This is a genomic window from Pseudahrensia aquimaris, assembly GCF_042676045.1.
GTDB classification, from domain to species: domain Bacteria; phylum Pseudomonadota; class Alphaproteobacteria; order Rhizobiales; family Rhizobiaceae; genus Pseudahrensia; species Pseudahrensia aquimaris.
The window spans coordinates 239,108-259,617 of the sequence record NZ_JBHTJV010000025.1; the positions used below are offsets into that span (position 1 = coordinate 239,108).

Here is a 20,510-nt window from a genome sequence, read left to right on the forward strand (position 1 = left end):
TGGTCGGTGCCTCCTAGTCGAAGCCGAGGAAATCGAAGATTTCCCGGTCTTTCATTGGGGTTGGTGTAAACGGATCGCGCCCGTCCCAAAGGTCTTGGGCGAGGCGCAGATATTCGTTCTGAACTGCATTGAGTTCTGGAGAGTCTTCCATTTCAAACAGGGTCGATTTTTTCAGCCGCGAACGGCGGATCACATCGAGGTCCGGGAAGTGGGCAATGCGGTCCATGCCGACAGCTTTGTTAAAGCGGTCGATCTCGTCGGTGCCTTTGGAGCGGTTAGCGATGACGCCGCCGACGCGAACTTCGTAGTTTTTCGACTTGGCACCGATCGCCGAAGCAATTCGGTTCATGGCGAAAATGCTGTCAAAATCGTTTGCTGTGACGATCAAGGCGCGTTCGGCATGTTGGAGCGGCGAGGCAAAACCGCCGCAGACCACATCACCGAGAACGTCGAAGATCACGACGTCTGAATCTTCCAGTAGATGGTGTTCTTTCAGCAGTTTGACCGTCTGGCCAACGACATATCCGCCACAGCCTGTGCCAGCGGGCGGACCGCCAGCTTCAACGCACATGACGCCGTTATAGCCTTCGTAGACGAAGTCTTCACGGCGCAGTTCTTCCGAGTGGAAGTTCACCTGTTCCAGCGCGTCAATAACCGTTGGCACAAGGCTTTTGGTCAGCGTGAACGTGCTGTCGTGCTTTGGATCGCAACCGATTTGAAGGACGCGCTTGCCCAGCTTGGAGAAAGCTGCCGAAAGGTTTGATGAAGTGGTCGACTTGCCGATACCGCCTTTGCCATAAACGGCGAAGACTTTGGTATTGCCCACCTCAAGTGTCGGATCGAGATGCACTTGCACGCTGCCTTCGCCATCCAGGCCAGTTGGTAAGGGGCGTGACTTGTCTTTGAAGTGGGAATTGGGTCCGATGATGTTCATTTAGGCCTCCACGCCTTCAAGGGCGTCTTCGAGTTCGTCACTTGCATCGCGCAAAGCGTCGAGAGTTGCGTCATCCGGCTGCCAATAGTCGCGCTCGCTCGCCTCGATGAGACGGTTGACCATGCGCGATGAAGCGGCCGGGTTAAGCTCGGAGAGGCGCTTGCGCATTTCCTCGTCGAGCACAAAGGTTTCGCTGAGCTGCTGGTAGATCCATGGCTGGACCTCGCCTGTCGTAGCCGACCAACCCATCGTGTTGGTGATTTGGGCTTCGATCTGGCGAACGCCCTCATAGCCGTGTTCCAACATGCCCTCGAACCATTTCGGGTTCAGCGAGCGGGTGCGGGTTTCCAGGCTGACCTGTTCGCCCAACGTGCGAACGCGGCCTTCGCCTTGGGTTTGGTCGGAAATGTAGACCGAGATCTCTTTGCCTTTGGCGCGGGTGACGGCCTTCGAAATGCCGCCCAGCGTGTCGAAATAGTGGTCGATCGTCGTGACGCCCAATTCGACTGAGTCGAGGTTTTGGTAGGCCATGTCGACTTTCGCCAGCACCGAGTTCAACACTTCAGGCTGCTTTTCCGTCTTGCCCTTGCGGGTGATCGCGAAGCATTTGCGGTTCGTGTAGGTGTCTGCGATTTCGCCCTCGTCGGTCCACGCGGACGACGAGATGAGATAGTTGACGTTTGAACCGTAGGCGCCTTCCGCATTGGAGAATACGCGAAGGGCGGCTTGTTCCAAATCGCAGCCGGTCTCTGTGGCGTGCGCAAGCGCGTGTTTGCGGATGAAGTTCTGGTCCGCCGGTTCGTCTGCGATTGCTGCTAGGTATGAGGCCTCGGCCAGCATGGAGGCCTGCATCGGCAGCAGGTCGCGGAAAATGCCGGACAAGGTGATGATGCAATCAATGCGCGGGCGTTTTAGTTCATCAAGTGGAATGAGTTCCGCGCCGCAAACACGGCCGTAGGAATCGAGCCGTGGCTTGGCACCCATCAATGCGAGGGCTTGGGCCATCGGGCCGCCTTCGGATTTCAGGTTGTCCGTGCCCCACAAAACCAAGGCGATGGTTTCGGGCAGGGCGTGTTCTGCGTCGAGATGCCGTTGCAAAACCTTGGCGGCCTGACGGGCACCATCGCGCACCGCATAAGATGACGGGATAGAGAACGGGTCGAAGCCATGGATGTTGCGGCCCGTGGGCAGCATATCCGGTGTGCGCAGCAGATCACCGGAAGGTGAGGGCGAGACGAAACGACCGTCCAGTGCGGTCACGAGTCCGTCGAGTTCGCGGTTTTCTGACAGGTTCGTGTTGGCACGTGTCAGCTTCTCGATGATCGCGGTTTCCGCTTCGTTTTCGCTCCTTGGCGTTTCGCCATCGATGATGGCGTTAACCGCTTCCAGAGCGATTTTGGTTTCGGTCTCCGCTTCATTCATCAGCGTCAGCATTTCGCGGCGCTGGTCGATATCCATCGCCTTGCCGACAGTGTGAAGGCCGTGGGGAATGAGTGTGTATTCCAACTCCAGTACGGCTTTAGTCAGCGCGGTGACGAAGTCTTCGTCTTTGGGCAATTCGCCTTTGAGATCGAGTTGTTCGGCTTGCGCTTCGACAAGTTCCATCATGCTGTCACGCTCTTCCGTGTCGCCCGGCTCTAGTGCGCGCAGACGGTCGAGTGTGGTTTTAAGATCGTTCAAACCGCGATAGAGGCCAGCTTGCGTCAGCGGCGGCGTGAGATACGAGACAAGCGTTGCAGCCGAACGACGCTTTGCGATTGTGCCTTCTGACGGGTTGTTGGCGGCGTAGAGGTAGAAGTTTGGCAGATCGCCGATAAGGCGGTCGGGCCAGCATTCAGCTGACATGCCAACTTGCTTGCCGGGCATGAATTCCAGTGCGCCGTGGGTGCCGAAATGCAGTACGGCGTCGGCTTTCCAATCTTCGCGCAGATAGCGGTAGAAGGCGGAGAAGGCGTGGGTGGGCGCGAAGCCTTTTTCAAAAAGCAGCCGCATCGGGTCACCCTCGTAACCGAAGCCCGGCTGTATGGCGACGAAGATATTGCCGAACTCTTTGCCGAGCACGAAGATCGACGAACCGTTGGAGAAATCGCGGCCCGGTGCTGGGCCCCATTGCTCTTCAATCTGCGCCAGATGCGGCTCGCGGCGCACGTGGTCTTCAGCGGAAATGAAATCGTGGACATTGGCGAGGGCGCCATGTTCAGAGGCATTGCCTTTCAGGATTGCATCACGCAGGGCGTCAACGCTTTCGGGAACTTCGACGCTGTAGCCTTCAGCAGACAGTTTTTTGAGTGTCTCGAAAAGGCTCTCAAAGACAGCCAAGAATGCTGCGGTGCCGAGATTGCCGGCGTTTGGCGGGAAGGCGAAAATCGGAATGACGATGCGGCGGCTGGCGCGCTCCACTTTGCGAAGAGCGATGAGCTTTGCCGTGCGGGCGGAGAGCATTTCCACCCGCTCGTTGTGCGGCTGCATGCAAGCGCGGCCTTGCGGGCAGGTGCCAAGATTGCGGGCGCATGAACAAGCGCGGGCTTCTGCGCTCTCTTCATGGCGGCCACCATAGACGATGGAGCCTGTGCCGCCATCAAGCTCGGGAATGGCGACCATGATTGTGGTTTCGATGGGCAGCAGGCCTGTGCCGGAGCTTTCCCACTTTTCAATGGACTGGAATTCCGTAACGTGCGCTGTGATGTAAGGAACGTCGAGCGCTTCCAGCGCTTCGGCAGCAGCTTTTGCGTCGGAATAGGCAGGACCGCCGACGAGCGAAAAGCCGGTAAGCGAAACCATAGCGTCAATGCGGCCACCATTGAGAAAAGCGTCAATGGCAGGGCGCATGTCGAGGCCGTTGCAGAAGCAAGGAATGACGTTAAGGCCGCGGGCTTCAAGTGAGCGGATCACGCCGTCATAGTGGCCTGTATCGCCGGAAAGTAGATAAGAGCGCAGCAGCAATAAACCGACGGTGCCTTTGGCGTCCGGGTTGGTGGGCAGCGCAGAAGCTTCCTCGCTGAAGCGGCCTTCGATGGCTGGATGGTAGACGCCTGTTTCGGGGTAGTCCGCAGGCTCCTTCACATCGAGGATGCCGCGAAGTTCGGCGCGTGCGCCGTCGCTGTAGCGATCGACCAGCATGCGCACCATGTTGGAAATGTTGTCGCTGGAAGCGGCCAGACGGTATTGCAGGGTCAAGAAATAGGCGCGAACGTCTTGCGCGGTGCCCGGAATGTATTTCAGCACTTTGGGCAGTCGGCGCAGCATTTTCATTTGGCGTTCGCCAGCGGTTTTGTCTGTGTCCTTGCCCGTTGGTTTTTTGCCGCGCAGCTTTTTCAGCAGACCGGTAATGCCAGAGGCTTCTTTGCCCATGTCAAATTTGCCGATGCGGGTGTTTTTCACCACTTCGGCGGATGACATACAGCAAACCATTGCGTCGCAATGATCACGGCGAGCTTCTAGGTCGGGGAGGATTGCTTTGACGTGGTCTTCGACGAAAAGCATTGAGGCGACGATAATGTCGCCTTTGGCGATGTCGCTTTTGCAGGCGTCGAGCTTGGCATCATTCTCGTGCCAGTCGGTTGCCGCATGAACGGACAGATTGAGGCCCGGCAGATCCTGCCGGAGCAATGTGCGGGCTTCATCAACCGCGCCGGACATGTGATTGTCCAGCGTGATCAGCACGACATTTATCGGAGCCTTAGCGGCTGAAGTGCGATTTCGCTTCATAGAGCGTCTCCGTCGTGATTTCAGCCAAGCCAAGGTCGGTTGCGTATTTTTCCGTGTTGCGGCGGGCTTTACCGCGTACGAAAAATGGAATTTTCTTCAGTTCTTTCTCAGCATCCGCTGCCCAAATCGGTGAGCCGTCGGACGGTGCAGTCAGCGTTTCTTCTGCGGGTTCTGCAATCGGTGTTTTGCGCACGGTGCCGTGGTTGAGGTGGGACGGGCCTGCCTCGTCGTTAAATTCGAAATCGTCGCGGAACATGTGCAGGAGGTGTTCTTCCAGACCCATCGTGAGGGGGTGGACCAGCGTGTCAAAGAGTACGTTTGCGCCTTCCAGGCCCATTTGGGGCGAGTAGCGGGCGGGGAAGTCTTGCACGTGGACTGGCGAGGAAATGACTGCGCAGGGAATGCCGAGACGCTTGGCCAGATGACGTTCCATCTGCGTGCCGAGGACGAGTTCGGGCTGGAGCGCCTGCACTTGGTCTTCAACTTCAAGATAATCGTCAGTGATGAGGGCTTCGATGCCGTAAAGCTTCGCGGCATCGCGCACGTCGCGGGCGAACTCGCGGCTGTAGGTTCCCATACCGACGACCCTGAAGCCCATTTCTTTCTCTGCGACCCGAGCCATCGCAATGACGTGGGTCGCATCGCCAAACAGATAGACGCGTTTGCCGGTGAGATAAGTGGAATCAATGGAGCGCGAATACCAAGGCAGACGCGCTTGGGCGTTTTCCAGCGCTGCATCGGCGTCCAGACCTGCCAGATCGCAGACTTCGCGGATAAAGTCTTCCGTTGCGCCAACGCCAATTGGCACAGTGCGTGTATATTTTTGCTTGTAGCGGCGTTCCAGCCAAAGAGCAGCAGAAAGGCCGGTTTCGGGGTAGAGAACGACGTTGAAGTCTGCATGGCCGAGGCGCAGCAGGTCGTGAACTGAGGCATCAAGTGGGGCAACCACGTTTACATCAACGCCCAACTGGCCGAGCAGTCGGACGATTTCGGTCACATCATCGCGGTGACGGAAGCCGAGAGCGGTTGGGCCGATAATGTTGCAGCTTGGGCGGGTACGCTCAGGCTTCGGTGTGGCTTCGCCCATTGGTGCGATGTGGCGCACAACTTGATAGAATGTTTCTGAAGCGCCCCAGTTTTCCTTCTTCGAATAGGAAGGCAATTCAAGCGGAATGACGGGAACAGGCAGGCCCAGTGTTTTTGACAGGCCGCCTGGGTCATCCTGGATGAGCTCGCCTGTGCAAGAAGCGCCGACGATCATGGCAGCCGGCTGAAAACGCTCTTGCGCGGCCCGTGCTGCGTCCATGAACAGTTGTGATGTGTCGCCGCCGAGATCGCGGGCTTGGAAAGTCGTGTATGTCACCGGTGGGCGGGCCTTGCGCCGCTCGATCATCGTGAACAGCAGGTCTGCATAAGTGTCGCCTTGGGGCGCGTGCAGCACGTAGTGCAAATCGCGCATGGCGGTTGCCACACGCATTGCGCCAACATGCGGCGGGCCTTCGTATGTCCAAACGGTAAGCTGCATGACTACACCTCCAACCGTGTGCGGCGATTGAGAGGACGTGCGAACAATTCGGCAAGGTCACCAGCTTGTTCGTAGCCTTGGATGGGGGTGAAGACGAGTTCGATCGACCACTTGGTCGTCATGCCTTCCACTTCCAGCGGATTGGCGAGGCCGAGGCCGCAAACCGTGATGTCTGGGCGGATGGCACGGCAACGGTCGAGTTGCTCGTCAACGTCCTGTCCTTCCGACACCTGAATGTGATCCGGCAAGGCGTTCATATCGGGTGCCATGATGGTCTTATTGAGATAGGGCATGCCCACCTCGGTGAGCTCCATCGCCAGTTCCTGATGAAGGAAGCGGGCGAGGGGGATTTCCAATTGGGAATCAGGGAAGAAGAAGACGCTTTTCCCCTCCAAGCCCGGCTTGTGCAGGGCGACCGCGCGTTCTGCGCGGGCTCTGGGGGCTGCGGTGGCTGCTTCAAAGGTCTCATCGCTGATGCCGAAAGCATCTGCGGCAACCTTCAGCCATGCGGTTGTGCCTTGCGCACCTAAAGGGAAGGGCGCTTGCAGGATAGTTGCGCCGCGCTCTTCCAAAGCTCTCGCCGTATCGGTCAAAAACGGTTGGGCCAATAATGCAAACGTGTTTGGCCCAACCGGGGGCATGTCGTCAGCCAGTCGCGCCGGGAGAAAGCGGACGGGACCGATGCCCAACTGCTCGAAAATGCGCGCGAATTGGTCTTCGACGACATCAGCCAAAGCGCCGACAACCATCAGTGTTGCGGGTGCTGTTTCAGGTTCTGCGGGAAGCGAAGGTGCGAGTGCTGCAAGGCAAGCGTCTTCACCCTGTGTAAAAGTGGTCTCAATGCCTGAGCCGGAATAGTTCAGTATGCGAACGTCGGGATTGTGGCGCAGCGCGAGACGCTCGGCGGCGCGCGAAAGGTCAAGTTTGATCACCTCGGACGGGCAGGAACCTACCAGAAAGAGCAGGCGTATTTCCGGGCGGCGTTTGAGCAGTTTTTCGACAACCGCATCAAGCTCGTCGTTCATGTCGGCAATGCCTGCCAGATCACGCTCTTCCATGATCGCAGTGCCGAAGCGGGGTTCTGCAAAGATCATCACACCGGCTGCAGACTGCATCAGGTGAGCACAGGTGCGGGAGCCGACGATGAGAAAGAACGCGTCCTGAATCTTGCGGTGCAGCCACATGATTCCTGTCAGACCACAGAAAACTTCGTGTTGGCCGCGTTGATGAAGCACTGGACGGTCTGTGCAACCGACAGGGGCAGGGACGACAATTTGGTCGGGAGCGAGCGTCATGCCGGCAGTCCTTCGCTGTCTGCAAAGGAGTTTTCGGCGTTTGGCGTCGATTCCTTTTGGGCCATTTCTGCCGCCTGAAGGCGTGCAGCACGCAACTTCAAGACGAATTGGACGGCATTGATGACGTATGCCGCATAGGCTGCAAGGGCAAGCCAAAGCAGGGCTGTTTTGCTCATCCCACCAGTCCAAAGAGCCGCCAGATAGGCAGTGTGGAGAGCCAGAACGAGCATGGAAAAAACATCTTCCCAGAAGAACGCTTGAGCGAAGAGATACTTCCCAAAGACGACCTTCTCCCAGATCGCCCCAGTAATCATAATCGTGTATAAAATCAGAGTTTTAAGGACGACTGATGCGGTTGCTAAGTCGTAACCCTCGCCGTTTACGAGTGTGCGTATGACCAAGCCCGCCGATACTATGAAGACCAGAAACTGGACTGGCGCCAAGATACCTTGAACCAAGGTCCAGACACTTTCATCGCGACGACGTTTTTGTTCAGCCGTGTAGAGGCCCACAACATGTTGCGCGGACTGATGTGGAGTGGTTGAACGACCGTTGGTCACTTTGTTACCTCTGGACGCGGTGTTGCGTCCGATGTGTCATTTTTATTGGTCAGCTGCGTATGTGTCAAGTTTATTGGACACTTGAAAATGTATCTATGACTTGTCAACAATGTCAAGAATGCTTGACGTAATGATTTATAAAGCGCACAAAGGGAGTGTCCGAAGGGGAGCTCGGAAAATTGAATTCCGAATGTCGCATTTGCGGCGAGCGAGGCCCAATGAAGGACGAAAGGCTTCTGTCCGTTACACGAGACGCAATCCGGTCGACGGTGCGTGGTCGTATCGTGCCGGACTTGCTAAGGTCGCATATGGGAAGAAACGATCCGAAAAAGGCTGCGAATGAAAATGTCAGCCACCACGGCGAAATAAGCCAGGGAGAGCTTGATCGCTTTGTTCAAACGCTGCTCCATAAATCGGAGGCGGACGCAGCAGCGACTTTCGAGCATTTGTTTGAATCGGGAATAAGCGTCGATACTCTTTTTTCGTCTCTTTTAGCTCCTGCAGCTATCGAGCTTGGCGAGATGTGGTGTGACGATACGGTGAACTTTGGTGATGTCACTTTGGGCGTTTCCACACTTCACCAGATTTTGCGGCGCAACGGGCATCGTTTGAATGTTGAGCTGGTTGCCGACAATCACGAGCTTTCTGTGCTCGTGACGCCGATGCCGGAAGAGTTTCACATATTCGGCTTGGCGATGGTGGAAGAATATTTCAAAGCGGCCCGCTGGCAGGTGCTTTCCGGGTTTGACATGCGGGAACGCGATTTGGTCGATACGGTTGGCCATGAACAGTTGGATGTGGTGGGGCTTTCAGTTGCCACCGTGAACGAGATCGAGAATGCGAACAAATTGATCACGCGAGTGCGTTCGAGCAGTCGCAGGAACGATTTGAAAGTCATCGTCGGAGGTGCAGCGTTTGCTGCGGGCGGTGGAGACTGGAAATCAACGGGGGCCGATGGTTTTGCCCCGGATGCGATTTCTGCGGTGCAGGTCGCGTTTGATCTGTGTAGGTAAGTGACTAAGGCCGTTTCCCGACGCGAACAGATAATTGAGTTTCGGTTTATGGGCTTGCAGACGAGACGAGGACTGGATGGAGCCGCGTGAATATGCGTGAACCTGTTCGCTACGGAGCCAGAATCGCTATGGTGCGACTGGCGCAGATAATGTCCGTGAGGGAGCACGGGCTGTCAGAGGAGCTGACCCATTGGACGACCGCGTTTCAAACTCGGCGGAAATGAAGTTCTCATCGCCACATCGGCATTTTGAGTCTCTCCCTCCCCAAAATGCTGCCGAAATTCTCGCTGCGGCTGCAGATGTAACTCTTGTTATCTCTCCCGAAGGAGAAGTGGTTGATGCTGCCTTCGGCACAACCACTCTCTACGAAGCTGGTGGGCGCTCTTGGGTGAACCGACCGCTTAAAGATCTCGTCACAGCCGAGTGTTTCGGCAAGATTGATGCGATGATCGAAGAGGCGCACAAGGGCAAGCCGATCCGGGCGCGTGAAATCAACCATCTGATGCCCGATGGCGATGATGTGCCTGTGCGCTATTCTGCAGCACGTATCGCAGACAACAACCACGTCATTCTTTTTGGTCGTGATATTTCGCGCATAGCGTCACTGCAGCAAAAACTGATGAATTCGCAGCTTTCGATTGAACGCGAGTTTTCGCGATTGCGAGCAGCTGAGAGCCGCTATCGTACGCTTTTCCAGCTTTCTGATATGCCGCAGATTGTCGTTGATGCAGCCAGTTTGCGTGTGACTGATGTAAACGAAGCCGCGCGGCAGATGCTGGGGCATGGGCAAGTTCGTTGTGAGGGCTCAAAAGTTCTGTCGTTGTTCGATTCGGTAAACAGCGAAGTGCTGCACAAGCTGCTGCTGGCTGCTGTTGAGGATAGCAACGAAGATGCGGTTGAAATCGCTCTGCGCAATGGTGATGTGTTGTCAATCGGACTGTCGTTGTTTCGCGAAGACCGCAAAAACTATTTGCTAATGCGTCTTGGCGTGAAGGGCATGGAAATACAGCCAGCGTCGTCTTTCTCACGCCGCACATTCCTTGAGATGATTGATACGATGTCGGATGCGATGGTTGTCGCCGACGCTAACCGTCAGATCGTCGCGGTTAATCCCGCATTCGTGGATATGTTCCATCTCAAGAGTGCAAAAGACGCTGAGGGTGTCTTGATCGATAATTGGTTTGAGCGGCCTAATGTGGATTGCAATGTGCTGATGGCCAATGTGCGCGAGCATGGTCTGGTGAAGCGTTTTGCTACGGTCATGCGCGGTGCTTACGGTCAGACGGAAAATGTTGAAATCGCGGCTTGTGTCGTACGCAAAGAGGGCGATCCTCTTTTCGGCTTCGCTATCAGGCCTATGTCCAGTTCCATCATGATGGCTGAGACCGATGATAGCGCCACAACACGCTCGGATGAGCAGATCACGAATCTTGTTGGTCACATGCCCCTGAAGGACATTGTTCGCGAGACGACCGATATGATCGAAAAATTATGCATCGACACGGCCCTTGAACTGACGCGCGGCAACCGTGCGTCAGCCGCGCAGATGCTGGGCCTTTCCCGCCAAAGCCTTTATGCCAAGCTGGATAAAGGGCGCAGCGACAAGGGCTGACCTGTCCGATTGTGTAGACAGTCAATTGTGTAAAGTTTAATTGACATAGTTTGCTGGCGCTTTTAACGTCAGCTTCATGAGTTCTGCATCTCCATCCACAGCACCGCGCTCAAGCGCAACTGCGGCACGTTATCCGCATCCTGCTGCTGTCCTGGAATTGCTCAAGCCAATCACCTGGTTTCCCCCAATGTGGGCGTTTATGTGCGGAGTGGTATCGGCTGGTATCGCCTTTGAGGGGCGTTATCTGATGATTTTGGGAGGCATTGTTCTCGCCGGACCTCTGGTCTGCGCAATGAGCCAGGCCATCAACGATTGGCACGACCGCCACGTGGACGCGATCAACGAGCCTGAGCGACCGATACCTTCCGGTCGCGTGCCGGGGCAGTGGGGTTTGTATATCGCTGGTGTTTGGACATTGCTGTCGCTGGCGTTGGCATCTCTGTTTGGCTTTTGGGTGGTTGTCGCAACCTTGGTCGGCCTTGTTTTGGCATGGGCATACAGCGCCCCACCATTGCGGCTGAAGGAAAACGGTTGGTACGGGAACGCCGCTGTTGCCATTTGCTACGAGGGGCTGGCCTGGTTCACAGGCGCTGCGATCATGGTGGGTGGTCTGCCAGATTGGCGCATTATCGTGCTGGCCGCGCTCTATAGCGCCGGTGCCCACGGCATCATGACTCTCAACGATTTCAAGTCCATTTCCGGCGATCGGCAGATGGGCGTGCGCACGATTCCAGTGCAAATCGGCGCAGACAGCGCGGCCAAGCTGGCGAGCGTTGTCATGGCACTTCCGCAAGTGGTTGTGATTGGCCTTCTGCTTTCCTGGGGCCTGCAAGTTCATGCGGCACTGGTCTGTGGCCTTCTGTTGGCGCAGCTCTGGTTGATGAAGAAATACCTCATGGATGAGGTCAACCTGCTGCTGCACCCCAAAAAAATTGCGGCCATATATAACGGCACCGGCACAACACTCTATGTGCTGGGAATGTTGGTAAGCGCCTTTGGCATTGGTTCGTTGCTGAGCGGAGGAGCTTGAGCATGGCTGATCGCGCTCCGCAGGCTCCGCTTTCATGGTTCGGTATTTTCCGCCTTGGGCTGGTGCAGACTGCGCTGGGTGCAATCGTTATTCTGACCACCTCGGTGTTGAACCGGATCATGGTTGTTGAATACGCGCTTCCAGCGGTTTTGCCTGGTGCGCTGGTTGGTTTTCACTATGCCGTGCAAATGTCGCGTCCGCGCTGGGGTTATGGCTCCGATATGGGCGGACGGCGCACGCGCTGGATTATCGGTGGCATGGCTATTCTTGCCATTGGTGGCGCGTTGGCTGCGTTGGCAACTGCATGGATGGCAACCCAGTTCTGGCCTGCACTGGCTCTCGCCATCATCGCTTTTGCCCTAATTGGGGTGGGCGTCGGCGCTTGTGGCACATCGCTGCTGGCTTTACTTGCTACCCGCGTGGCGCCCACGCGACGGCCTGCTGCGGCCTCGATTGTTTGGATCATGATGATTGCCGGGTTTGTGGTCACTGCGGCCACCGCCGGTGCGCAGTTGGATCCGTATTCGCCGCAGCGGCTTGTCGCGGTTTGTACCGTTGTCTCGGTTGTCGCCTTCATTGTTGCGTGCATCGCGGTTGCAGGCATTGAGGGACAGGCGGATACGGTGCCCGAACACATTCAAAAACAGCGGGAAAAACCGGCCTTCTGGGAAGTATTTCGTGAAGTGTGGGATGAGCCGAAGGCACGTCATTTCACAATTTTCGTCTTTGTTTCCATGCTGGCTTATAGCGCTCAGGATTTGATATTGGAGCCGTTTGCAGGATTGGTCTTTGAATTCACCCCCGGCGAATCCACCCAACTGGCCAGCGTGCAGCACGGTGGCGTGATGGCCGGCATGATCGTGGTCGCCATCTGCGGCAGTGCTATAGGTGGGCGTGTGCTCGGCTCTATGCGCTTTTGGGCTGTTGGTGGTTGTTTGGCCTCGGCGTTGGCATTTGCCGGTTTGGCAATGGCCGCCCAAGTGGGCGAAGCATGGCCGCTGCTGCTCAATACTTTTGCTCTTGGCGTTGCCAATGGCGCGTTTGCCGTGGCTGCCATCGGTTCGATGATGGGATTAGCGACTGACGGGCGGGGTCAGCGCGAAGGCACACGGATGGGCATTTGGGGCGCGTCGCAAGCGATCGCGTTTGGCCTTGGTGGCTTCTTGGGCACGGTCGCTGTGGATATTGCCCGCGCCTCGCTGAGCGACGACGCACTCGCCTACGCAATAGTATTCACGGTCGAAGGGGCGTTGTTCGTCCTTTCCGCTTTCATAGCGCTGAAAGTAGCACCATGTGCTGCGCTTGGCGAAGGGGCGCGTGAGCATGGGGCGCCAAACAGAAATCTTGGCCTGCAAGCGGCCGAATAGGGAGCCAAACAATGGCATACACTCCAAACTCCTCTGCCCCGAAAGCCGACTTTGATGTCATAGTCGTTGGTGGCGGCCCTTCCGGCGCGACTGCAGCCAACGATTTGGCAGCCAAAGGCCACAGCGTTTTGTTGCTTGATCGGGCAGGGCGCATCAAACCATGCGGTGGCGCTATTCCGCCTCGTTGTATCGAAGACTTCGAAATTCCCGATGAACTCATCTGCGCACGTATCCGTTCGGCTCGGATGATTTCGCCCAAGAACAAAGCTGTCGATATGCCCATCGAGAACGGTTTTGTCGGTATGGTGAACCGTGAGACGTTTGACGAGTGGTTGCGGGAACGGGCTGAGAAGACAGGCGCAGAACGCCGCGTTGGCACATTCGTCCGTCTTGAGCGCAATGAGGCGGACCAGCCGGTTGCTGTCTATACTGATGCGGAAGGTGCTGAGGCTCGTGCATCGACCAAATTGCTTATCGGCGCTGACGGTGCAAAATCGAAGGTGCTGAAGCAAGGCTTGCCAAATGTAAAGCCAGCACCGTACGTTTTCGCCTATCACGAGATCATCAAAGCGCCGAAAGCCAATGGCGAAGCGCGTGCGAACTACGATCCAACGCGCTGCGATGTTTACTATCAGGGCCGTCTGTCGCCAGACTTTTACGCATGGGTCTTTCCCCATGGTGATACCGCCTCAATTGGCGTTGGCTCTGCCAAAAAAGGTTTTTCGCTTCGAGGAGCGGTGGCGGACTTGCGCCGTGATGCAGGCATGGAAGAATCTGACCTTGTGCGCCACGAAGGTGCGCCCATTCCAATGAAACCTATCAAACGCTGGGACAATGGACGCGATGTGATTGTGACCGGTGATGCTGCTGGTGTCGTTGCTCCGGCTTCTGGCGAAGGCATTTACTACGCAATGGCGGGCGGCCGAATGGTGGCCGATGCCGTGCATATGACGCTCCTTACAGGCGAGGCAAAAGCGCTCGCTACGGCGCGACGGACGTTCATGAAAGAGCACGGCAAGGTGTTCTTCGTTCTCGGGCTGCTGCAATATTTCTGGTATGGCGGCGATCGTCGTCGCGAGCGCTTTGTCAAAATCTGCGAAGATCCAGATGTGCAGCGTCTCACGTGGGAGAGCTATATGAACAAGCGTCTCGTCAAGCGCGAGCCGATGGCTCACGTACGGGTATTTTTCAAAGACCTGTCGCATTTGCTCGGACTGGCAAAGACTTAAAGCGCTGTCTTTATGACGTCGTTTCTAGACAGCCCTGCAATCGCGCTGTTTTTGCTTGGCTTTTTAGTGGTTGAAGGCTTGGGTCTGGCCTTTGTTTGGCAAAAATCACAGCGTGGTCTGCCGCCCGGCCAGATCATCAGCTTTCTCGGTGCAGGTCTTGGTTTTGCAGCAGCGCTTTTTGTTGTGATGGCTGAGCTATCATCTCTGTACTTGGCAATTGCGCTGCTGATTGCTTTCATTTTTCATGTTTGCGACATTGTTCAGCGCTGGCAGCGGTAGAATTGGTCGCAGACCTGTTTCTTAACATCGCCAAGTTCGTGTCTATAGTAGGGGTTGGAGGAACTTGCGCGTCGGACGTGCGAAAATCCCTGTGACATTTTTGGGTCGAGAAACTCGAAGAAATGGCTTCTGTTCAGGAACCATTCATAACCAAAAACGTATTTGTCATGCGGGACACTATGGCGTAGAACGCCGCAAGAGCCCGAAACGTTGCTCGATCAACAAACGGAGAATTATATGTCCACTTTCATGAAACTCACCAAAGCCAGCGTCTTGCTGGGCGGTTTTCTTCTCGCTGGCACCACTGGTGCCGTGGCGGAAGGCTATGCAGAGGGCGATGCTGCTGCGGGTGAGAAGGTTTTCAAGCGCTGCGCAAGCTGTCACATGGTCGGCCCTGATGCGAAAGCAAAAGTGGGCCCGCCACTGACAGCCGTATTTGGCCGCACGATGGGCGCATCTGAAGAATTTGAAGGCAAGTATGGCGACAGCCTTGTTGCTTTGGGTGCAACTGGAGCTGTTTGGACGCCGGAAGAAATGTTTGCCTACCTCGAAGATCCCCGCAAATATCTCCGTGCAAAGCTTGACGACAACAAAGCCAAATCGAAAATGGCTTTCAAACTCAAGAAGGACGATCAGCGCAATGATGTGATCGCCTACATCAAGACGTTTTCGCCAGACTATAAAGAAGGCGAAGGTTCGACGACCGAGAGCAACTAAGCCTCACGTCGAAGACGGAGACTTTGGAGACGGACCGACTTTGTCGATCCGTCTCTTTTTGTTTTAGCGTCGCTTAGCACGCATCATAATTTGCTCTGCTGGCCGGGTGGTCAATCGAGCGACGGGGCGCACTGTGTCAGGTGAATCGATTGTGAAATCAAACATTTGTGCCAAGCGGCTGAGAATGAGAGTCGCCTCAATGGTTGCAAAGTTTGCACCCACGCAAACTCTCGGACCCAGGCCGAACGGCATGTAGGTGTTGGGTATAATCTCGCTTTCGCGATGAGGCATGAAACGTTCTGCGTCGAATTGGTCCGGGTTTTTCCAATAGTCTTGATGGCGATGGATCACCCAAGGCGCAATCATGATCATTGCGCCTTTCTTGATCTTCTTCTTTCCGATCATGGTCGCTTCCGCCGCTACCCGGGGAATGAATGTAATGGGTGGGTATAGCCGCAGACATTCTTTGAAAACCGAGCGCGTGAAAGTGAGATCCCGGATGTGCTGAAAGCCAATTGGTTCGCCGCCTGTGATGACTTCAGTTTCCTCCCGTATGCGCTGCAAAACCTGCGGCTGCGTGGCGAGTACATAAAAGCCCCATGTGAGGGCGCTCGCCGTGGTTTCGTGCCCCGCTAGAAAGAAAACACCCAATTGGTCGATCAGCTCTTTGCGCGTAAAGCCTTCGCCGGTTGCGCCATCGCGGGCTGCTATAATGTCGGTGGCGATGTCTTCGAAACCGGCACCTTTTCTCATATGCGTATCGACCAACTCGCCAATGTGATGTCGAATGTTCTCGCAAGCTTCCAGCACATGCGCCTGATGGGGAATGTCGCTCCACGCCGGTTCGATGATTAGCTTCATGATCTCAACATGAGCCACGCTGCGCTCAAAGACGGTGAAGGCTTCAAACACGTCTTTGGCCGTGGAAGATGCGAGCGGTGTGGAGAAAACCGTACGGCAGATGATGTCGGCCGTCAGGTGGCTCATTGCCATATCGAGCGAGAATTCTTCACCGCTTCTGGCATGTTCATTGATGACGTCGACATAATCCTCGACCGACACCTGCATCGATTCGAACGCCTTGGATAATTTCATGTGGTTGAAAGCTGGTGCCACCATAGCGCGCTGTTTGCGCCAGGTGTCGCCAGACGAGACGAAAATCGAATCGCCCACCAGCGGCGCCAACGCCCCTACCATCAAATCGCTCTTTGGATAGATGTCTGTCGGGTCGGTCAGTATAGACCGCACGGTATCTGCGTCGTTGATGATTATGATTGAGCGGCGCGAGTAGCCCAGATTGCCGATCTTCATGCTGTAGGCCTGTTTGGGAAGCAGCCCCAGCAGATTGCTGTCGCGGGTTATTCCGGCGCGCAGAAGTGCTGCCAGCGGACCGAGAGACTTTGGTCTTGGTGGTGTGAACAGGGGGCAGTGCGTTGGTTGGGCTTCTGTTGCATCTTCTGCGCCCACGGGCTTCAAATTCATATGAATGTCAGGCTATATTGACGTCAACATAAGCATACAGTTGCTGCCACGCATCGCAAGCGACACGGGCCGCTCCGAGGAATTGATGGTCGACGTTTTTCATTTTCTGGTCATTTGCCACATTATTACAGGCGCAATTGGTATTGTCGCATTCTGGGTGCCAGTCACCACTGTTAAGGGCGGCAGTAAGCACGTGCTTTTCGGGCGCATCTTTGCGGTCTGCATGTTGATGACGGGTACTTTTGCCATCGGCATCTCAACATCCACATTGTTGGTGCCGCTGGAAACCCATCCGGCTTTTGATGATGCTGCGCTGGTGCGCGGGATTTTCGGTTGGATGATGCTGTATCTTGCCCTGCTGACCATCAATCTGGCTTGGTTCGGCTGGCAGGCGGCCTGGAATAAGCGCGATCACGCCAAAAACTGGGAGTGGCGCAATCTGGTTTTGCAGGTTCTGGTTACGGTAACAGCGGTGAATTGCCTGGTTCAAGGCATCCTAATCGGGCAGGTTTTGATGATCGGCATATCTTTCGTCGGCTTTGCCACGGTCGCCACCAATATGTGGTTTCTGATGAAGGAAAAGCCCGGACCGCGCGATTGGATGATGGAGCATATCAAGGCCATCGTTGGTGCCGGGATATCTGTCTACACCGCGTTCCTGGCCTTTGGAGCTGTGCGCTTTATGCCCTCGATGGCGCTCAGTCCGGCGCTTTGGGCTGTGCCGCTCATCACTGGCATTTCGTTGATAGTCTATCACCAAAGACGGGTGCGCCGTCGTGGAGGAAGCGGTTCGCGTGGGGCTGCGGCTGCGTCAGGTATCGGGGCAGAGTCCGCATCGTGAGCAAAACGGCGCTGCTAACGTTAGGGCGCCTGCCAAAGGCGCTTGATATTGCGCAGGCCTTATCGCTTGCCGGTTGGCGGGTGATCGTGGCTGAGCCTTTCGCGTGGCATCTGTGCCGGGTGTCGCGCCATGTGGCCACGTCGTACCAAACTTCAGCGCCCAACTCCGATCAGCAAGCCTATCTTGAAGATTTGATGCGAATTATCGAGCAAGAGAACGTGTCGCTCGTGGTTCCAGTTTCCGAAGAATGCCTGCACGCCACCATGATCGAAGACCGACTTGGCGATGGGGTAAAGGTGTATTCGATGTCCCATGCCGCTGTGCGGCAATACCACGATAAATTGCGGTTTATTCGTTTTGCTGAAGAACATGGTCTTGGCGTTCCCCAAACGCACCTTCTTGGCAGCGAAGAGGCTGCCCAACTGGCGGCAAACCAAGACTACATATTGAAACCTGTCTCCACCTGTTCGGGACAAGGTTTGGAGATATGTGCAGCAGGCGCTTCTCTGCCGGAACTCTATACGCGTGCGCCAACCGTGGTGCAGGCTTGTCTGAAGGGAGCGCACAAGAGCACGTTTTCGATGGCGCATGAGGGGCGCGTTATTGGCACGGTGGTTTATGAGGCCGCATTGCTTTCCGGCACGGTGGCGGCCGCTTTCCGCAGGCTGGAAGGAGAGACTTTAATCGAAAGCTGGATTGAGCGTTTTGTCCTTGCAAGCGGATACAGCGGCATGGTGTCGTTCGATTTCATTGAAGACGACGACGGCGCACCGCTGGCAATTGAATGTAACCCTCGCGCGACGAGCGGCATCCATTTTGTGGAGAAGCAGGATATTGCGGGCGCGATTTTGGCACCAGAAAAACAGTACAGTCTCAAGACGAAGCCTGCTGAGCTGATGCATCAGTTCTTTCCCAGTCTGACAGAAACGCAAATGGCCGCGTTTCGGCGCGATGACTTTGCGAGAAAATTCTCGGTCTTTCGCAAAGCCAAGGACGTCAATTTTTCATGGGGTGATCCATTGCCGCTGTGGCTTCAGCCTTTCACGGCATGGACAATCATGAAGCGTTCTATGCAGAACGGCGAAAGCTTTGGCGAAGCGTCCACTTTTGATATTGCATGGTTTGACGAACCCGTCAGTGACACTCAAGAGATCGCGTAGAGCGCTTTGAATGCCCGGAATGCCTAGAATGCTTTGAATGTCAGAGTGGTCAGCGAGCGCTCGATGCCGGGTACATCCAGGATGTTGTCGTTGACCCATTTGCCAACATCTTCGCCATCTGGTGGATAGATTTGCGCCAGCAGGTCCCATTCGCCGCTGGTGGAAAAAAGCTGGGATATGACATCGCGATCAAACAAGGTATCAGCAACCTGATAGGCCGTTCCGGGCTTGCATCGCAGTTGGACAAAAATGCAGCTCATAGTTTGGTTTCCAAAATCGTGTGGCGACGTACTTTATTCCGCTTATCACTTTTTTGCATCTGTCACCAAGATACGGCTGCTCTTATCCGAATTTCTTGTGAGGTTGCATATATTATATAATGCACGTATTGATTGCAAATATGTGAAACCTACCACCGCTTCATTCCCCAAAACAAAGTCTTGTGTGTAAGGCTTTTGGTTTGATTGTGCGAAGATTTAGCGGTGTATATTACTGACGTTAGGACAGATTCGTTTTGCGTCATTTTGGTCGTCCTGTGTTTGGAATGTTGTCAAAATGGCGGAGGCGCGTGTGAACACGGCCCTTAAGCGGTTGCTTAGTGTGAAATCGTGGGTGGTGACCGTAGTGTCCGCATTGGCGATGTTCTCATCTGCCGGTGCTACGCAATTTACAACGACAATTCCTGATGGTCGTGGATCGCAGCTTCCCAACACTTATCCGGAAGCGGGCGGTACGGTTTTTGTTCTCGAAGGCGCAAACGGCAATTACTACTACCAGTTCGTCAATCCATCGACCCAGTTTGAGGGTTACGAGCGTACAGGAACACCGACAGCTTTCCGTGGTCGACCGTTCCAGCTTGGGCCAACGCAAAACCTCAATTGTGGCCCTACGCCTTGCACCACATATTTTGGTGGATCGATAGCGCGAATGTATGTGCGCCTGACAGCGCGGGATGGCGATGCGTGCGCCGGTAATTTCGACGAAAACGACATCACATTCAGGGTCAACGGCTTTGATGTTTCAAGTTTCACCGGAGTGAACGGTGAAAACACAAATCTGGACGGTACGGTTTCCCAAGGACCGACTACCTGCTTTGGCAACCAGGGCAGGAACCAGACAACGACCGCATGGTTCGAAAGCACCAATCCAGCGCTGCTCAACAATATTTTGGCAGTAGGTTCGACCACGCCGCAGATTTTTGACCGTGATGGCAGCACACGCCGGGGCGATAACTTCTGGTTCTTCACCGACGGCCAAGATGCAACCGGCACACCTGAAGTGGCGCCGGGCATTACCATCGTGAAAACGGCTGATCGCACAAGCTATGCTGCTGTGGGCGATGTGATCAACTACTCGTTCGATGTGAGCAATATCGGCTCGGTTTTGCTGACCGGCGTGGTTGTTACCGACGATTTCATTACGGGCGCTGTCAATTGTCCTCAAACAACTCTCGCCAGCGGCGAGTCCATGACGTGTACCGCGCAGCATGTGGTGACGCAGGCGAATATTGATGAGGACATCGTTTTCTTCAACCGCGCCGAGGTTACCGCGACGCCGACCGAAGGCTCTCTCGGCAACGTCTCCGGAACTCTTTCCATTCCCGGCCCTGACGCCAACCCCGTTTTGACGATTACGAAGGTTCCTTCGGTTACTTCTGATGCTGATGTTGGGGATACGGTGACGTATACGTATGAGGTTGTGAACACTGGGAACATCACGATTGATGATGTGCTTCCGGTTGATGCTCATAATGGGGCG

General features: G+C 55.4%; 17 protein-coding genes. 10 read left to right on the forward strand and 7 right to left on the reverse strand.

What is annotated here, in order from left to right:
- Positions 1-13: 13 nt before the first annotated feature.
- The 5 genes from bchL to bchF are packed head-to-tail and all read right to left on the reverse strand — an operon-like array spanning position 14 to position 8,022.
- On the reverse strand, positions 14-934 hold the full coding sequence (gene bchL, locus ACFQ14_RS15585) for a ferredoxin:protochlorophyllide reductase (ATP-dependent) iron-sulfur ATP-binding protein (protein WP_377213673.1): 921 nt from the start codon (positions 932-934) through the stop codon (positions 14-16).
- On the reverse strand, positions 935-4,642 hold the full coding sequence (locus ACFQ14_RS15590) for a magnesium chelatase subunit H (protein ID WP_377213674.1): 3,708 nt from the start codon (positions 4,640-4,642) through the stop codon (positions 935-937). It abuts the gene before it with no gap.
- Positions 4,614-6,167 (reverse strand): ferredoxin:protochlorophyllide reductase (ATP-dependent) subunit B, encoded by a 1,554-nt coding sequence (gene bchB / locus ACFQ14_RS15595; protein WP_377213675.1) that lies wholly within the window; start codon positions 6,165-6,167, stop codon positions 4,614-4,616. The genes ACFQ14_RS15590 and bchB overlap by 29 nt, the downstream gene beginning before the upstream one ends.
- A gap of 2 nt (positions 6,168-6,169) precedes the next feature.
- On the reverse strand, positions 6,170-7,462 hold the full coding sequence (locus ACFQ14_RS15600) for a ferredoxin:protochlorophyllide reductase (ATP-dependent) subunit N (RefSeq protein ID WP_377213676.1): 1,293 nt from the start codon (positions 7,460-7,462) through the stop codon (positions 6,170-6,172).
- Positions 7,459-8,022, reverse strand: a complete 564-nt coding sequence (gene bchF, locus ACFQ14_RS15605; protein ID WP_377213677.1) for a 2-vinyl bacteriochlorophyllide hydratase — start codon at positions 8,020-8,022, stop codon at positions 7,459-7,461. Before bchF ends, ACFQ14_RS15600 begins: the two co-directional genes overlap by 4 nt.
- 218 nt (positions 8,023-8,240) lie before the next feature.
- Between bchF and ACFQ14_RS15610 the strand changes: the two genes are divergently transcribed.
- The 7 genes from ACFQ14_RS15610 to ACFQ14_RS15640 all read left to right on the forward strand — a co-directional run bounded on the left by ACFQ14_RS15610 (position 8,241) and on the right by ACFQ14_RS15640 (position 15,269).
- Positions 8,241-9,035: a cobalamin B12-binding domain-containing protein gene (locus tag ACFQ14_RS15610; RefSeq protein ID WP_377213678.1), complete on the forward strand. Its 795-nt coding sequence runs from the start codon at positions 8,241-8,243 to the stop codon at positions 9,033-9,035.
- A 190-nt stretch (positions 9,036-9,225) separates the two neighbouring features.
- Entirely contained in the window at positions 9,226-10,647 is a 1,422-nt protein-coding gene (gene ppsR / locus ACFQ14_RS15615) for a transcriptional regulator PpsR (RefSeq protein WP_377213679.1), read from the forward strand.
- Between the two features lie 76 nt (positions 10,648-10,723).
- The gene (gene chlG / locus ACFQ14_RS15620; protein ID WP_377213680.1) at positions 10,724-11,677 is read left to right on the forward strand and encodes a chlorophyll synthase ChlG; all 954 of its coding nucleotides are present in this window, start codon (positions 10,724-10,726) and stop codon (positions 11,675-11,677) included.
- Positions 11,678-11,679: 2 nt separating this feature from the next.
- Positions 11,680-13,044, forward strand: coding sequence for a BCD family MFS transporter (locus tag ACFQ14_RS15625; protein WP_377213681.1), 1,365 nt, complete (start codon positions 11,680-11,682; stop codon positions 13,042-13,044).
- A gap of 11 nt (positions 13,045-13,055) precedes the next feature.
- Positions 13,056-14,273, forward strand: a complete 1,218-nt coding sequence (locus ACFQ14_RS15630) for a geranylgeranyl diphosphate reductase (protein ID WP_377213682.1) — start codon at positions 13,056-13,058, stop codon at positions 14,271-14,273.
- Between the two features lie 12 nt (positions 14,274-14,285).
- On the forward strand, positions 14,286-14,552 hold the full coding sequence (locus ACFQ14_RS15635; RefSeq protein WP_377213683.1) for a hypothetical protein: 267 nt from the start codon (positions 14,286-14,288) through the stop codon (positions 14,550-14,552).
- Positions 14,553-14,789: 237 nt separating this feature from the next.
- Positions 14,790-15,269, forward strand: coding sequence for a c-type cytochrome (locus ACFQ14_RS15640; protein WP_377213684.1), 480 nt, complete (start codon positions 14,790-14,792; stop codon positions 15,267-15,269).
- Between the two features lie 63 nt (positions 15,270-15,332).
- Here ACFQ14_RS15640 and ACFQ14_RS15645 read toward each other — a convergent pair whose 3' ends face one another.
- On the reverse strand, positions 15,333-16,751 hold the full coding sequence (locus tag ACFQ14_RS15645) for a cytochrome P450 (protein WP_377213685.1): 1,419 nt from the start codon (positions 16,749-16,751) through the stop codon (positions 15,333-15,335).
- 4 nt (positions 16,752-16,755) lie between these two features.
- Between ACFQ14_RS15645 and ACFQ14_RS15650 the strand changes: the two genes are divergently transcribed.
- On the forward strand, positions 16,756-17,592 hold the full coding sequence (locus ACFQ14_RS15650; protein ID WP_377213686.1) for a hypothetical protein: 837 nt from the start codon (positions 16,756-16,758) through the stop codon (positions 17,590-17,592).
- Entirely contained in the window at positions 17,589-18,752 is a 1,164-nt protein-coding gene (locus ACFQ14_RS15655) for an ATP-grasp domain-containing protein (RefSeq protein ID WP_377213687.1), read from the forward strand. The genes ACFQ14_RS15650 and ACFQ14_RS15655 overlap by 4 nt, the downstream gene beginning before the upstream one ends.
- Before the next feature lie 23 nt (positions 18,753-18,775).
- Here ACFQ14_RS15655 and ACFQ14_RS15660 read toward each other — a convergent pair whose 3' ends face one another.
- On the reverse strand, positions 18,776-19,012 hold the full coding sequence (locus ACFQ14_RS15660) for an Lrp/AsnC ligand binding domain-containing protein (RefSeq protein ID WP_377213688.1): 237 nt from the start codon (positions 19,010-19,012) through the stop codon (positions 18,776-18,778).
- 310 nt (positions 19,013-19,322) lie between these two features.
- On the opposite strand from ACFQ14_RS15660, the gene ACFQ14_RS15665 reads away from it, so the two are divergent.
- Positions 19,323-20,510: DUF7507 domain-containing protein (locus tag ACFQ14_RS15665; RefSeq protein WP_377213689.1), on the forward strand; the 1,188-nt coding region annotated here is incomplete at its 3' end.

Coding starts and splice junctions, on each gene's coding strand:
- bchL (WP_377213673.1), bottom strand. CDS start 934: ATGAACATCATCGGACCCAATTCCCACTTCAAAGACAAGTCACGCCCC.
- ACFQ14_RS15590 (WP_377213674.1), bottom strand. CDS start 4,642: ATGAAGCGAAATCGCACTTCAGCCGCTAAGGCTCCGATAAATGTCGTG.
- bchB (WP_377213675.1), bottom strand. CDS start 6,167: ATGCAGCTTACCGTTTGGACATACGAAGGCCCGCCGCATGTTGGCGCA.
- ACFQ14_RS15600 (WP_377213676.1), bottom strand. CDS start 7,462: ATGACGCTCGCTCCCGACCAAATTGTCGTCCCTGCCCCTGTCGGTTGC.
- ACFQ14_RS15610 (WP_377213678.1), top strand. CDS start 8,241: ATGAAGGACGAAAGGCTTCTGTCCGTTACACGAGACGCAATCCGGTCG.
- chlG (WP_377213680.1), top strand. CDS start 10,724: ATGAGTTCTGCATCTCCATCCACAGCACCGCGCTCAAGCGCAACTGCG.
- ACFQ14_RS15625 (WP_377213681.1), top strand. CDS start 11,680: ATGGCTGATCGCGCTCCGCAGGCTCCGCTTTCATGGTTCGGTATTTTC.
- ACFQ14_RS15630 (WP_377213682.1), top strand. CDS start 13,056: ATGGCATACACTCCAAACTCCTCTGCCCCGAAAGCCGACTTTGATGTC.
- ACFQ14_RS15635 (WP_377213683.1), top strand. CDS start 14,286: ATGACGTCGTTTCTAGACAGCCCTGCAATCGCGCTGTTTTTGCTTGGC.
- ACFQ14_RS15640 (WP_377213684.1), top strand. CDS start 14,790: ATGTCCACTTTCATGAAACTCACCAAAGCCAGCGTCTTGCTGGGCGGT.
- ACFQ14_RS15645 (WP_377213685.1), bottom strand. CDS start 16,751: ATGAATTTGAAGCCCGTGGGCGCAGAAGATGCAACAGAAGCCCAACCA.
- ACFQ14_RS15650 (WP_377213686.1), top strand. CDS start 16,756: ATGTCAGGCTATATTGACGTCAACATAAGCATACAGTTGCTGCCACGC.
- ACFQ14_RS15660 (WP_377213688.1), bottom strand. CDS start 19,012: ATGAGCTGCATTTTTGTCCAACTGCGATGCAAGCCCGGAACGGCCTAT.